General features: G+C 70.6%; 13 protein-coding genes and 3 pseudogenes. 11 read left to right on the forward strand and 5 right to left on the reverse strand.

Annotated features, from left to right (window positions below):
- A pseudogene (locus ACWCQ6_RS24740) lies at positions 1-113 on the forward strand (ketol-acid reductoisomerase); the annotation flags it as partial.
- A 544-nt stretch (positions 114-657) separates the two neighbouring features.
- Here ACWCQ6_RS24740 and ACWCQ6_RS24745 read toward each other — a convergent pair.
- Entirely contained in the window at positions 658-1,290 is a 633-nt protein-coding gene (locus ACWCQ6_RS24745) for a class I SAM-dependent methyltransferase (RefSeq protein WP_451092610.1), read from the reverse strand.
- 167 nt (positions 1,291-1,457) lie between these two features.
- Between ACWCQ6_RS24745 and ACWCQ6_RS24750 the strand changes: the two genes are divergently transcribed.
- The 7 genes from ACWCQ6_RS24750 to ACWCQ6_RS24780 all read left to right on the forward strand — a co-directional run bounded on the left by ACWCQ6_RS24750 (position 1,458) and on the right by ACWCQ6_RS24780 (position 7,555).
- Positions 1,458-2,312, forward strand: coding sequence for a HipA family kinase (locus tag ACWCQ6_RS24750; protein WP_451092612.1), 855 nt, complete (start codon positions 1,458-1,460; stop codon positions 2,310-2,312).
- On the forward strand, positions 2,309-2,692 hold the full coding sequence (locus tag ACWCQ6_RS24755) for a DUF3037 domain-containing protein (RefSeq protein WP_451092614.1): 384 nt from the start codon (positions 2,309-2,311) through the stop codon (positions 2,690-2,692). The genes ACWCQ6_RS24750 and ACWCQ6_RS24755 overlap by 4 nt, the downstream gene beginning before the upstream one ends.
- A 234-nt stretch (positions 2,693-2,926) precedes the next feature.
- Entirely contained in the window at positions 2,927-3,688 is a 762-nt protein-coding gene (gene fabG, locus ACWCQ6_RS24760) for a 3-oxoacyl-ACP reductase FabG (RefSeq protein ID WP_072489657.1), read from the forward strand.
- A 20-nt stretch (positions 3,689-3,708) separates the two neighbouring features.
- On the forward strand, positions 3,709-4,464 hold the full coding sequence (locus ACWCQ6_RS24765) for an SDR family oxidoreductase (protein WP_451092616.1): 756 nt from the start codon (positions 3,709-3,711) through the stop codon (positions 4,462-4,464).
- 117 nt (positions 4,465-4,581) lie between these two features.
- Entirely contained in the window at positions 4,582-6,162 is a 1,581-nt protein-coding gene (locus ACWCQ6_RS24770) for an ABC transporter substrate-binding protein (protein ID WP_451092618.1), read from the forward strand.
- Between the two features lie 87 nt (positions 6,163-6,249).
- Complete coding sequence (locus tag ACWCQ6_RS24775; RefSeq protein ID WP_451092620.1) at positions 6,250-6,933, forward strand: uracil-DNA glycosylase; 684 nt, start codon at positions 6,250-6,252, stop codon at positions 6,931-6,933.
- 136 nt (positions 6,934-7,069) lie between these two features.
- Complete coding sequence (locus tag ACWCQ6_RS24780) at positions 7,070-7,555, forward strand: hypothetical protein (protein ID WP_451092622.1); 486 nt, start codon at positions 7,070-7,072, stop codon at positions 7,553-7,555.
- 52 nt (positions 7,556-7,607) lie between these two features.
- Here ACWCQ6_RS24780 and ACWCQ6_RS24785 read toward each other — a convergent pair whose 3' ends face one another.
- Positions 7,608-8,111 (reverse strand): hypothetical protein, encoded by a 504-nt coding sequence (locus ACWCQ6_RS24785; RefSeq protein ID WP_451092624.1) that lies wholly within the window; start codon positions 8,109-8,111, stop codon positions 7,608-7,610.
- Between the two features lie 101 nt (positions 8,112-8,212).
- Positions 8,213-8,524 (reverse strand): annotated as a pseudogene (locus ACWCQ6_RS24790) (TetR/AcrR family transcriptional regulator); the annotation flags it as partial.
- Between the two features lie 19 nt (positions 8,525-8,543).
- On the opposite strand from ACWCQ6_RS24790, the pseudogene ACWCQ6_RS24795 reads away from it, so the two are divergent.
- The 3 genes and pseudogenes from ACWCQ6_RS24795 to ACWCQ6_RS24805 form a co-directional block, all read left to right on the forward strand.
- Positions 8,544-8,903, forward strand: a pseudogene (locus ACWCQ6_RS24795) (FAD-dependent oxidoreductase); the annotation flags it as partial.
- 70 nt (positions 8,904-8,973) lie between these two features.
- Positions 8,974-9,891 carry a Gfo/Idh/MocA family protein gene (locus ACWCQ6_RS24800; protein ID WP_451092626.1) on the forward strand — a complete coding sequence of 306 codons (918 nt, stop codon included), beginning with the start codon at positions 8,974-8,976 and terminating at the stop codon, positions 9,889-9,891.
- A gap of 97 nt (positions 9,892-9,988) precedes the next feature.
- A complete protein-coding gene (locus ACWCQ6_RS24805) occupies positions 9,989-10,336 on the forward strand; it encodes a hypothetical protein (RefSeq protein ID WP_451092628.1) in 348 nt (115 codons plus the stop codon).
- A gap of 58 nt (positions 10,337-10,394) precedes the next feature.
- Here the strand turns inward: ACWCQ6_RS24805 and lnt are convergent, their stop codons facing one another.
- Positions 10,395-12,017, reverse strand: coding sequence for an apolipoprotein N-acyltransferase (lnt, locus tag ACWCQ6_RS24810; RefSeq protein WP_451092630.1), 1,623 nt, complete (start codon positions 12,015-12,017; stop codon positions 10,395-10,397).
- Positions 12,018-12,161: 144 nt separating this feature from the next.
- Complete coding sequence (locus ACWCQ6_RS24815) at positions 12,162-12,659, reverse strand: nuclear transport factor 2 family protein (RefSeq protein ID WP_451092632.1); 498 nt, start codon at positions 12,657-12,659, stop codon at positions 12,162-12,164.
- Between the last annotated feature and the right edge of the window lie 44 nt (positions 12,660-12,703).

Here is a 12,703-nt window from a genome sequence, read left to right on the forward strand (position 1 = left end):
ACGGTCTGCCCAAGTACAACGAGTACAAGAAGGCCGACAGCGACCACCTCCTGGAGACCACCGGCCGCGAGCTGCGCAAGCTCATGAGCTGGGTCGACGACGAGGACGCGTAGCCGCGAATCGGCCGACGGACGTCCGGCCCCCGGCGCGCGAAGGCGCCCGCGGGGACCGGACGCCGCGCCGTCCGGGACTGCCCGTGTCGGTTGCCGCCTGTGGGCGGGACGGCGAGCGGGTGCCGTGGCGGTCGACGTTCAGGTGGTCTTCGGAGCCGGGGCGGGCGCGGTCGACGGGCGGAGGGCCGACGTGGTCCCCACTTCGAGGGCACGGACATGCGCGCCGTCCACGGCGCAGTCGTCCAGGTCCGGCAGGTCGGTACGGCGTAGCCGGCTCAGCAGGGCTCTCTGCGCAGGCGGGGCCGGGCGCAGGCCTCGGTCCGGTCCCGCAGTCGGCGCCAGGCCGTCGCTCCGGAGCAGCCCACGGTCTCCGCGGGAACGTCCCGCCGGGCGTCACCGGTCCGCAGCACGTACATGACGCCGGCGAGAGCTGTTTTGCCGGGAACACTCAACCGCCCCGGAAAAGCCGAGTCAGCCGCCTCCCAGCACCACGAACCACGGTGATCGGGACGTGGAGTTGAGGCGGGCACGTGCAGCGGTCCCGTCAGCCGCTGTTGCGGAAGACGAGCAGATAGCGCCAGAAGAGGAGCCTGCGGATGCTGCAACCAGGCAGCAGGACTGCGGCCTGGCGACGGATCTGCAGCAGGGGAACGGTCGGCCGGCTCACCGGAGCCTTCACCTGTTCTCGACCGGTCGAAGCAGCGGCAGGGCGAAGCCTGTCCTGCAAGGCGACGGTCAGCCTGGCGACAGCGTTGACGGGCACGGCCGCCAGGCTCCAAGCCCAGTCGGACCGGGTCTTCTCCGGATAGCAGCCCAGGATCACGAGGACGCCGCCGGGCGCGAGTGCGTCACGCAGTGCGGCGACGGTGTCGAACGGCATGTGATGGATGCTGGCGAGGCACGAGATGAAGTCGTAGTGATTCTTGGGCAGTTCGACTTCGGTGACGCTCGCGTGCTTGAAGCATGGGCTCCGGTCACCGGCTGTCCGCCCCGACAGCGCGCGGGCCTCAGCGATGGCCTCCTCCGACGGGTCGATCGCATCGACCTCTATGCCCAGGCGGGCGAGCCGACGAGCGAACCGGCCGGTCCCACAGCCGATGTCCAGGGCCGCACCGCAATTCCGCGGCACCTGGCGCAACAGCAGCCTGTGGTAGTGGTCGTTGTGATCAAAAGGCATGGTCCGACCCTGCCACAGCGGACGCGCACGGCCCGGCGGTCCCACCACCAGAACCCGGGCCGTGAACGGTGCCACACCGGCGGGGCTGCCGGGGTGATTCCCGGAATGGGCGAGGTGGTGCGACGATCCGTGGATCGTGAGGTGCCCTCCCCGGATAGCCTGGGGAAATGCTCACCGAAGTCACAGCGACCCGCTATGTCACGCCCCTGCGGGAGGGCGGATCGCTGCCCGGGATCGTCGAGGCCGACGATCTCGGCACCTATGTCGTGAAATTCACCGGCGCCGGGCAGGGCCGCAAGACGCTCGTCGCGGAGGTCATCTGCGGGCAGCTCGGCCGCAGGCTCGGGCTGCGGGTCCCCGACCTCGTACAGATCCAGCTCGATCCGGTCATCGGGCTCGCCGAGCCCGACCAGGAGGTGCAGGAGCTCCTGAAGGCCAGCGGCGGGCTCAACCTCGGGATGGACTTCCTGCCCGGTTCGATCGGTTTCGACTCGCTCGCCTACCAGGTGGACCCGGTGGAAGCCGGACGGGTCGTCTGGTTCGATGCGCTGATCAACAACGTCGATCGGTCCTGGCGCAATCCGAACATGCTGATCTGGCACGGTGACCTGTGGCTCATCGACCACGGCGCCACCATGATCTGGCACCACAACTGGCCCGGCGCCCAGGCGTCCGCCGCCAAGCCGTACAACGCCTCCGACCACGCGCTGGCCCCGTTCGCACCCGATATCGCGGCGGCCGCCGCCGAACTCGCCCCTCTGGTCACCGAGGAGCTGCTCACCGAGGTCGCGGCGGACGTCCCCGACGAATGGCTGGTGGACGAGCCGGGCTTCGACACCACAGACGAGCTGCGCCGTGCCTACGTCGAGGCACTGCTGCCGCGCGCCGCGACCATCCATGAGCGGATCACGATGGCGGGTCCCACCGAGCCCAAGCCGTCCCAGGCCCCCGGCTGGCTCACCGAACACCTCACCCCCTGGCCGCACCCCACCAAGAAGAACGACAAGGACGGCCGGCCGTGAGCGAGCGCGATGTCTTCGAGTACGCGCTGCTGCGCGTGGTCCCGCGGGTGCAGCGCGGTGAGTTCTTCAACGCGGGTGTGGTGGTGTACTGCCGCGCACGCGGTTTCGTGGCCGCCCGCACTCATCTGGACGAGACCAAGCTGAAGGTCCTGGATCCGAGCGCCGACGTGGTCGGTGTACGGGCCGCCCTGCGCGCCGTCGAGGGCGTGTGCCGCGGTGGTACGGACGCGGGCCAGGCGGGCGGTGACGACGCCGGCCGCCGCTTCCGGTGGCTGATCGCGCCGCGCTCCACCGTTGTCCAGCCGGGCCCCGTGCACAGCGGCCTCACGGCCGACCCGGAGGCCGAGGTCGAACGGCTGCTGGAGCTGCTGGTGCGCTGATCCGCCGTCCCGCGGCGCCGCCCGTGGCCACCGTGCGGGCGGCGCCGCCGGGTGTGACATGCGCCCCGGCGGCCGTGGGCCGTTGACACCGGGTGCCAGGGATTCTAGCGTCTCGTCTGCTGAAGGTACTAAGCGGTTGCTCAGCTATCGGGAAGGTTCCGTGCGCATCAGGTTCCGTGCCGGGGCTGCCCCGACGTCCGCTGAGCGGCGATCCAAGGGCGAGGAGAACCAAGCATGTCCACCACCGAGCAGCGCGTCGCCGTCGTGACCGGAGCGGCGCGGGGCATTGGCGCCGCCACCGCGGTACGCCTGGCGGCCGAGGGCCGCGCCGTCGCCGTACTCGACCTCGACGAGGCGGCCTGCAAGGACACCGTCGAGAAGATCACCGCCGCCGGGGGTACCGCGCTCGCGGTCGGCTGCGATGTGTCGGACAGCGCCCAGGTGGAAGCCGCGGTCGCGCGGATCGCCGCCGAGCTGGGCGCTCCGACGATCCTGGTCAACAACGCGGGGGTGCTCCGCGACAACCTGCTCTTCAAGATGAGCGAGTCCGACTGGGACACCGTGATGAACGTGCACCTCAAGGGTGCGTTCCTGATGGCCAAGGCCGTCCAGAAGCACATGGTGGACGCCAAGTTCGGCCGGATCGTCTCGCTCTCCTCCTCCTCGGCGCTCGGCAACCGCGGCCAGGCCAACTACTCCGCGGTCAAGGCCGGTCTCCAGGGCTTCACCAAGACCCTCGCCAAGGAGCTCGGCAAGTTCGGCATCACCGCCAACGCCGTCGCCCCCGGCTTCATCGTCACCGAGATGACCGCGCAGACCGCCGCCCGGGTCGGCATGGGCTTCGAGGAGTTCCAGGCGGCGGCCGCCACCCAGATCCCGGTGCAGCGCGTCGGCCACCCCGAAGACATCGCCAACGCCATCGCCTTCTTCACGGGCGACGAGGCCGGCTTCGTCTCCGGTCAGGTCATGTATGTCGCAGGCGGACCGCTCAACTGACCCGAAGGGCTGGGGACATCATGACAGTGCAGGACAGCGGGAAGGTCGCGCTCGTCACGGGCGCGAGCCGGGGCATCGGCTACGGCATTGCCGAGGCGCTGGTGGCCCGCGGCGACAGGGTGTGCATCACCGGGCGCGGCGAGGACGCGCTCAAGGGGGCCGTGGAGCGGCTGGGCTCCGACCGGGTGATCGGCGTGGCGGGCAAGGCCCACGACGAGGCGCACCGGGCGGTGGCCGTGGATCGCACGATGGAGGCGTTCGGCCGGCTCGACTTCCTGGTCAACAACGCCGGTACGAATCCGGTCTTCGAACCGATCGCGGACCTCGACCTCAATGTCGCCCGCAAGGTCTTCGAGACGAATGTGCTCTCGGCTCTCGGCTTCGCGCAGCTGACGTGGAAGGCATGGCAGAAGGAGAACGGCGGGGCGATCGTCAACATCGCCTCGATCGCCGCCCTCTCCGCCTCGCCCTTCATCGGCGCGTACGGCATGAGCAAGGCCGCGATGGTCAATCTGACCCTTCAGCTGGCGCACGAGTTCGCGCCGGTCGTCAGGGTCAACGCGATCGCCCCGGCGGTCGTGAAGACGAAGTTCGCCCAGGCGCTGTACGAAGGCCGTGAGGCGGAGGCCGCGGCGGCATATCCGCTCGGCCGGCTGGGAGTTCCCGAGGACATCGGCGGCGCTGCCGCGTTCCTCACCTCGGGCCAGGCGGACTGGATCACCGGACAGACCCTGGTGGTCGACGGCGGGATCTTCCTGAATGCGGGCGTGGGCTGAGACAGCCTGTGCGGATTTGGTCCTGATTGACTCAAGTGCCCTGTCGGGCCTGCGGATTGACCCGACGGGGCACTGCGGTATGGTCTGCCGACCCATGGCTGATCGAGGAGCGTTCACGTGTTCTACCGGGCCAGTCTGCAGGCCACTGCAGCCGTTGCTTCCCTTTCTCTGCTGGCAGGCTGCGGACTTCTTTCCGACAGCGGTTCGGAAGTCGAGCAGAAGATAGTCGTCGGTACGACCAGCGAACCCTCCACCCTCGATCCGGCGGCGGCGTGGGACAACTCCTGGGAGCTGATGCGGAATGTCTTCCAGACCCTGGTGAGCTTCCCCACCGGCAGTACGACCCCCGAGCCCGATGCGGCGGAATGGTGCAAGTTCACCGACACCACCAGCACTTCCTACCGGTGCAAGCTCCGCGAGGGCCTGAAATTCTCCAACGGGGACAAGCTCGACGCCGATGCGGTGAAGTTCTCCATCGACCGGATCTCGGAGATCAAGTTCAAGGGCGGCCCGGTCGGCATGCTCGGCTCGCTCGACCGCGTCGAGACCAAGGGGGACGACATGGTCGTCTTCCATCTCACCAAGCCGGACGCCACGTTCCCCTTCATCCTCGCCACGCCCGCGATGTCGCTGGTGGCGCCCAGCGCCTATTCCCGGCACAAGATACGCAGCGACGGGAAGATCACCGGATCCGGTCCGTACCTCCTCGATTCGTACAAGCCGGGAAACCGTGCCGAACTGGTGAAGAACCCGGACTACAAGGGATTCGCCAACCGCAAGAACGACGCGGTGACCATCCGGTACTTCAAGGAGTCCGCCCCCGTGGTCGCGGCGCTGCGGAAGAACCGGATCGACGCGATCTACCGCGGCCTCACCGCCGAGGAGGTCGTCAGCCTGGAGGGGAACCAGAACAAGGACAGCAATCTGCAGATCGTCGAGACGGTCGGCGCGGACATCCGCTTCCTGGTCTTCAACCCCAAGGACCCGGCGGCGGGGAACGTGGCCGTACGGCGGGCCATCGCCCAGCTCGTCGACCGTGACGCCCTCGTGGCCAAGGTCTACCAGGGCACGGCCGAGCCGCTGTACTCCATGGTCCCCAAGGGCATCGCCGGGCACACCACCAGCTTCTTCGACGCCTACGGGGACCCGGACCAGGCCAAGGCGAAGCAGATCCTGGCCAAGGCGGGCATCACCAAGCCGGTCGAGCTGACGTTCTGGTTCGCCACCGACCGGTACGGCTCCTCCACGGCCCCCGAGTTCGACGAGCTGAAGCGGCAGCTGGAGAGCTCCGGGCTCTTCAGGATCACGCTGAAGGGCAAGCCCTGGAAGACCTTCCAGGAGGGCTTCACCAAGGGCCAGTACCCCGTCTTCGGCCGCGGCTGGTTCCCGGACTTCCCGGACCCGGACAACTTCATCGCCCCGTTCGTCGGCGAGGAAAGCATCACGGGGATGCCGTACATGAAGAACGAGATCACCAAGGAGGTGCTGCCGCAGACCCGCAAGGAAAGCGACCGGGGCGCGGTCAGCAAACAGTTCGAACGGGCCCAGAAGATCCTGGTCGACGACGTGCGGGTGCTGCCGCTGTGGCAGGGCAAGCTGTACGTCGCCTCGGGCGAGGACATCGGTGGCGGCGAGCGCACCCTTGACCCGCAGACGGTCATGCAGTTGTGGGAGCTGTACCGCAAGGCCAGCTGGTAGGCCCGGACGGGGCTGGCAGGGCGCTTTGTCAGTGGCCCCCGGTAGGTTCTCGGGTGAAAGGCTGATTGCTTACCGGAGGTTGTTGAAGTGACCGAAACCGACCTGCTGCCCGAGTCCTGGCGCGGCGTCCTCGGCGAAGAGCTGCAGAAGCCGTACTTCAAGGAGCTCACCGAGTTCGTCGAGGAGGAGCGGGCCAAAGGGCCGGTCTACCCCCCGCGCGACCAGGTGTTCGCCGCCCTGGACGCCACGCCCTACGACAAGGTCAAGGTCCTCGTCCTCGGCCAGGACCCGTACCACGGGGAGGGGCAGGGGCACGGGCTGTGCTTCTCCGTGCGGCCAGGTGTGAAGACGCCGCCGTCCCTGCGGAACATCTACAAGGAGATGAAGGAGGAGCTCGGCCTGCCGGTCCCGGACAACGGGTATCTGATGCCGTGGGCCGAGCAGGGCGTGCTCCTGCTCAACGCAGTGCTGACGGTGCGCGCGGGCGAGGCCAACTCGCACAAGGGCAAGGGCTGGGAGAAGTTCACCGATGCCGTGATCCGTGCCGTCGCCTCGCGGCCCGACCCGGCGGTTTTCGTCCTCTGGGGCAACTACGCCCAGAAGAAGCTGCCGCTGATCGACGAGGAGCGCCATGTGGTCGTGAAGGGGGCGCACCCGTCGCCGTTGTCGGCCAAGAAGTTCTTCGGCTCCAGCCCGTTCCGGCAGATCAACGCGGCGGTGGCCGCACAGGGGCACGAGGCCATCGACTGGCGCATCCCCGACCTGGGCTGACGGGCGGTTTCGCCCCGGCCGTCGGCGGGCGTCCGGCGGTCGGCCGGGGACGCCCGCCCGAGCCTCAGCGGGATTGACCGCCGCTGCGGCTAGCGTCGAACGCGAAACAGGGGGACAAGCGCGCAGGGAGGTCGCAGTGACGGAGCAGCGAGAGGCGTCCACGGACGCTGTCATGACCAGGATCGGCCAGGCGGTCATGCTGCTGCACGGCGGTGACCGGGAGGAGGCCCGCAATCGTTTCGGCGAGCTCTGGTCGGAGATCGGCGAGGACGGTGACGCCCTGCACCGGTGCACCCTCGCCCACTACATGGCCGACACCCAGGACGACCCGGGTGACGAACTGGCCTGGGACCTGAGGGCGTTGACCGCGGCCAACGGCCTGGCCGACGAGCGGGCGACGCAGCACCCCGACGCGCCGGCGGTACGGGCGTTCTACCCCTCGCTGCATCTCAATCTCGCGGCGGACTATGTGAAGCTCCGGCGCCCCGACGCGGCGTGGTTCCATCTGGGCCGGGCCCGCGCCGCCTCCGGCGTGCTCGCGGACGACGGGGCGGACGACGGATACGGGGGAGGGGTGCGTGCGGCGATCGCGCGGCTGGAGCTGCGGCTGCGTGAGCTGTGAGAGTGGCCCGTCCGAGGTGGACGGGCCACTGCTCCGTCGGTCCGTCTCGGGCTCAGTGGCCGTAGGTGTCGTCGCAGATCCGGGACTGCGGGCTGCCCGCGGGCCAGTGCCCGTAGCCCCGTCCCAGCGCGCAGACGCCCGTCCCGGAGACCGGGGCCGGCGGGGCCGGAGCGGGGGCGGTCACGGCAGGCGGGGCACGGTGCGGCCGGGGCCGCGTGACACTCGGGCGCCGTTGCTGCCGCGGGGCGCGGCGGGTGTCCGGCGGCGCGGCGTTCGCGGGGCGGCGGGTGTCCGGCGGCGCGGTGTTCGCGGGGCGGGACGCGGGGGCGGACGGCTCGGGGGCAGACGGTTCGGGGGCGGACGGTTCGGGGGTCGGCACTGCTCCCAGGGAGTCGTGGACGGGAGGCAGTACGGCCTGCGGTGTCAGATCCTGGGCGGGACCGCTGGTCCGGGGCCGGGGCGGAACATCCGCTCGCTGCTCCACGGACACACAGCCGGACAGCGTCGTGACGGCCATGCCGACCAGGAGGCTCACGGTGATTCTGGTTCGTTGCACCTGATCACTCTGCGGTGCTGACAGGGCTCCGGTGCGCCGGGCAGCCGGGATTGGCCCGCACGGGTGACGCCGGGCAGCGCGGCCCGGCCCACTGGAGCGAGTCAGCGCCGCCCTGCCCACTCGGGTCCCGGCATCCCGCGCAGCAGTTCGGCGAAGCCGGTACGCAGCTCCTTCTCGCTCGGGACGGAGCGGCTGTACGATGCCGCGGCGCACGAGAACATCAGCCCCTCGCACCAGGCCACCAGGGACAGGGCGTGCCGTTCGGGATCGGACGATCCGGCGGCCGTCATCAGCGCCATCACTGGCTCGCGGAACGGCCGGTCCGTCGCGTCGAAGAACTCTCGCAGCGCCGGACGCCGGGTGGCCTCCAGCGCGAGTTCGTGCCGCCGCGGCCGAGCGGTTCGGCGGCCCGATCGTCCTGCTGCACCGGGCCACCTTCGTCGACCGGCTCGTTACCACCGGGGCCGCACCCTACTGGTCGGCGACTGCGCGCACGCGATGGCGCCGAGCCTCGGCCAGGGCGGCAACCAGGCCGTCGAGGACGCGATCGTGCTCGCCCATCGTCTGGTGCCGGGCGGTGACCTCGGTGCCGGGCTGGCGGCGTACACCGCCGACCGGTTGCCCCGCTCGTCGGCCATCGTCCGCAAGGCCGCCCGCACTTCGCGTCCGATGCGCCTCACCAGCGCTCCCGCCGTCGCGGTGCGTGACGCGCTGGTGTCCGCCGTCTCGCGCCTCGGTCCCACCCTCGTCCTGCGCACCTTCGACGGGATAGCGGACTGGCAGCCGCCGTAGCACACGTATGCTGCCCCTCGCGAGGTGAACACCACGCCGGCGGGCACCGGACAGTGAGAGGGAGGCCCCTGTGAAGGTCGGCTGCATCGGGCTCGGCGACATCGCGCAGAAGGCGTATCTGCCCGTTCTGACCGCCCTGCCCGGGGTCCAGCTGCATCTGCAGACCCGTACCCCCGCCACCCTGGCCGCGGTTGCCGAGACTCACCGGATCCCGGCCGGGCAGCGCCACACCGACCTCGAATCACTGATCGCCCAGGGGCTGGACGCCGCGTTCGTCCACGCCCCGACGGCCGTGCATCCGGAGATCGTGGCCCGGCTGCTGGAGGCGGGCGTCGCCACCTACGTCGACAAGCCGCTGGCCTACGAACTCGCCGATTCCCAGCGGCTGGTGACCCTCGCCGAGGAGCGCGGAACGAGCCTTGCCGTCGGCTTCAATCGCAGGGTCGCGCCCGGCTACGCCCAGTGCGCCGAGCACCCGCGCGAACTGATCCTCATGCAGAAGAACCGGGTGGGCATGCCGGAGGATCCGCGCACCGCGGTGCTCGACGACTTCATCCATGTCGTCGACACCCTCCGCTTCCTGGCGCCGGGGCCGGTCGAGCACACCGTCGTGCATGCCAGGATCCGCGAGGGCCTGCTGCACCATGTGGCGCTGCAGCTGGCCGGTGACGGATTCACCGCCATCGGCACGATGAACCGGCTCAGCGGCTCGACCGAGGAACGGCTGGAGGTCTCCGGCCAGGACTCCAAGCGTGAGGTCGTCAACCTGGCCGAGGTGATCGACCACAAGGGGCAGCCGAGCGTGCGGCGGCGCGGCGACTGGGTGCCGGTGGCCCGTCAGCGCGGCATCGAGCAGAGCGTGCTGTCGTTCCTGGACGCCGTACGCGCCGGAAGGGTGCTGGATGCCGGGGACGCCCTGCGGACACACGAACTCTGCGAACGCATCCTGCGCGACCTGGACGGCGTGCAGAGTGTCGCGCCCTCATAGGCCGCCGGACCGGTGGGGCCGCTGAACCTCCGGATGCGTCGGGCCGCGTACCGATGCAGGCTGGGGTGGTGGACCACCGGCCCGTGGAGGTGACCTCGTGAGACCTCACGACGAGCCAAAGGGCTGGGGAGCGCTCCAGCCGCCGCCGGGTTACTACTCGGCCGACGGGCGGCCGCCCGACGAGATGCAGCGCGGCCTCATCCTCGACTGGGCGGTCAACCAGCGGATCGCGAGCGGCTGGCGGGTGGAATCGCGCTCCGGGACACAGGTCGTCATGGTCCGGGGGAAGCCGTTGAACCATGTGCTGCACGCCCTCCTGACGGTGTTCACCTGCTTCCTCTGGGGCGCCGTGTGGCTGGTGCTGGCCGTGACCAACAAGGTCGAGCGGGTCTCGCTCACCGTCGACGCCCAGGGGCGCATCGTCTCGGTGAACGGCCCCGGATAGGAGTCTCGGTGAACGGGCCCGGCCAGGACCGGCCGCTGCCGACTTGAGACCTCCCGGCTCATGGCCCCGAGCGGGCGGCCGGCCCGACAGCCGCACCTGCCTCACCCGTCACCCCGGCGGGCCCGACCCGGCCGCGCCTCCTGCGCGACCGGACCGCTTCGGCTACGCAGAACAGGACCAGCACCGCCGCCGCCCCCTGCACCGGCCAGTCGCCCAGCCGCACGTAGAGCGTGGTGCCCGTCGCCAGCGGCACTTCGTACACGGCGGTCCCACTCGTCTCCGTACCTAGCGGAGCCCCGACCCGCGCTCCCTGCGGTCCGTACGCAGTGCTGACGCCGGTGAGCGTGGCGTGCACCATCGGGCGGCCGTTCTCGGCGGCCCGCAGCGCCCCGAGCGAGGCATGCTGCTCGGGTGCCCAGCTGTGCTGGAACGTGGAGGTGGACGACTGGGCGATCAGCACCTGCGCACCGTCCTGGGTGAGCCGGCGGCTCATATCGGGGAACGCGGACTCGAAGCAGACCAGCGGGCCGATGCGCAGCCCGTGCCCGCCGTCGGCCCCGGGCAGTGACATGACCACCTGCCGGGTGCCCCGCAATCGGTCCTCGCCCGCCGCCCGGCCCAGGGACGTGACCCAGCCGAGCGCCGACCGGGCCGGGATGTACTCCCCGAACGGCACCAGCCGCATCTTGTCGTAGCGCTGTCCGGTCAGCCCGTCCGGACCCACCAACACCGCCGACTTGAAGATCCCCGTCCGGCCCGACCGGTCTGTCTGCTGGGCGTCCATGTTGACCAGCACATCCGCGCCCACCCGGCGCGAGAGGGCGGCGATCCGGGCGGTGATGTCCGGGTGCCGGCCGAGATCCACCCCCACACTGCTCTCGCCCCACACCACCAGGTCGAGATCGCGCCCGGCCAGGGAGCCGGTCAGCCGCTCACTGACGGCGAGCCGGCGCTCGACGCTGTGCACCCCGGCGACCACACCCGGCTGTACGACGGCGATCCTGGCCACCCCAGACTCCTCGGGCTGCGGCGCCCACCTCGCCATCGCCCCCACGGCCAGACCGCACACCACGATGCCCACCGCGGCCACCGCACGCGCGGCCGCGGTCACGAAGAGCAGGGCGACAGCGGTGTTCACCGCCACCACCAAGAGGCTCACCAGCCACACCCCGCCCACCGACGCCACCCGGAGCGCGGGAGCCACCTGCCACTGGCTGGCGCCGAGCAGACCCCAGGGACCGCCGAGCGCCTGCCAGGAGCGGGCCAGTTCGATCATCAGCCAGCCGCAGGGCACCACGACGACCGCCGAGGCGGCAGCCGCGGCGGACACCCGCCCGCCCAGCATCCGGAGGACCAGCAGCCCCCATGGGGCCCAGAGCAGACCGAGCAGGGCCGCCAGGACCAGGATGAAGACATGGAGGCTGGGCATCAGCCAGTGATGCACCGCGAGCATGTAGCCGGTGCCGCCGAGCCAGCCGTCCAGCGCCGCCCGGCGCCCCGTGCCGGCGGTCCGGATCAGGAGCAGCCACGGAACCAGGCCGAACCAGGCGAGCCACCACAGGGAAGGAGCGGGGAACGCGAGCGCGGGCAGCGCACCCGCGAGCACCGCCAGGCAGCCGCGCCACCGGCCGGACCGCAGCATCCGCGACCACTGTCCGCTCCGACCGGCCGGAATCCGCATGCCGCGCCTCCTCGTCCTGCCTGATGAGCAGTCTCCCCCCTCGGAGCCGTTCCGCAATCCCTGGCGGGCGTGCGACGCAGCCCTTCGTCCCCCGCTCCGCGGGTCTTCCCCGGTGTGGGAAAGGGGAAGCAGCGGTGGTGCGGCTCAGCCCACGGCCGAGGGGCTTGCCGGGCCGCGCCACTTCTCGTGGACGGTCACGGTACGGATCCGCCAGCCGCTGTCCGTACGCGAGAGCGAGAACGCGTACCGCCCGCCGGAGACGAAGTTCGGCGCGGTGGCCCGTACCTCCGCGTCGCCCGGACCGGCCGCGGCGCTCTCCAGCCGCATCGGGTTCAGGTAGTCGGCCAGCACCTCGGCACGGTCGCCCGGGTAGCCGTCGACGCCCTGGAACCCGATCCGGCGGTTGACGACCAGATGCTGACGTACGGGGAAGAGCCGCATCGTCCGCGCCAGCCACTCGGCGACCTCGTGCACCGGCCCTTCGACACCACCGGCACCGCGGTAGTCGGCGCGGCCGTCCGCGGTGAACAGGGCCCGGTAGTCCGCCCATTCACCGTCGTCCACCGCCACCGCGTAGCCGGTGATCACTGCATCGATGGCCAGCCGGTCCATCACGGTCGCGAGATCCACGCGCTGCGTCATCGGGTAAGTGTCTGCCCGCCGGCGTGCAAGGCCAAGAGGCGTGC

The sequence above is a fragment of the Streptomyces sp. NPDC001880 genome (assembly GCF_053594575.1).

Coding starts and splice junctions, on each gene's coding strand:
- ACWCQ6_RS24750 (WP_451092612.1), top strand. CDS start 1,458: ATGCTCACCGAAGTCACAGCGACCCGCTATGTCACGCCCCTGCGGGAG.
- ACWCQ6_RS24815 (WP_451092632.1), bottom strand. CDS start 12,659: ATGACGCAGCGCGTGGATCTCGCGACCGTGATGGACCGGCTGGCCATC.
- fabG (WP_072489657.1), top strand. CDS start 2,927: ATGTCCACCACCGAGCAGCGCGTCGCCGTCGTGACCGGAGCGGCGCGG.
- ACWCQ6_RS24745 (WP_451092610.1), bottom strand. CDS start 1,290: ATGCCTTTTGATCACAACGACCACTACCACAGGCTGCTGTTGCGCCAG.
- ACWCQ6_RS24765 (WP_451092616.1), top strand. CDS start 3,709: ATGACAGTGCAGGACAGCGGGAAGGTCGCGCTCGTCACGGGCGCGAGC.
- lnt (WP_451092630.1), bottom strand. CDS start 12,017: ATGCGGATTCCGGCCGGTCGGAGCGGACAGTGGTCGCGGATGCTGCGG.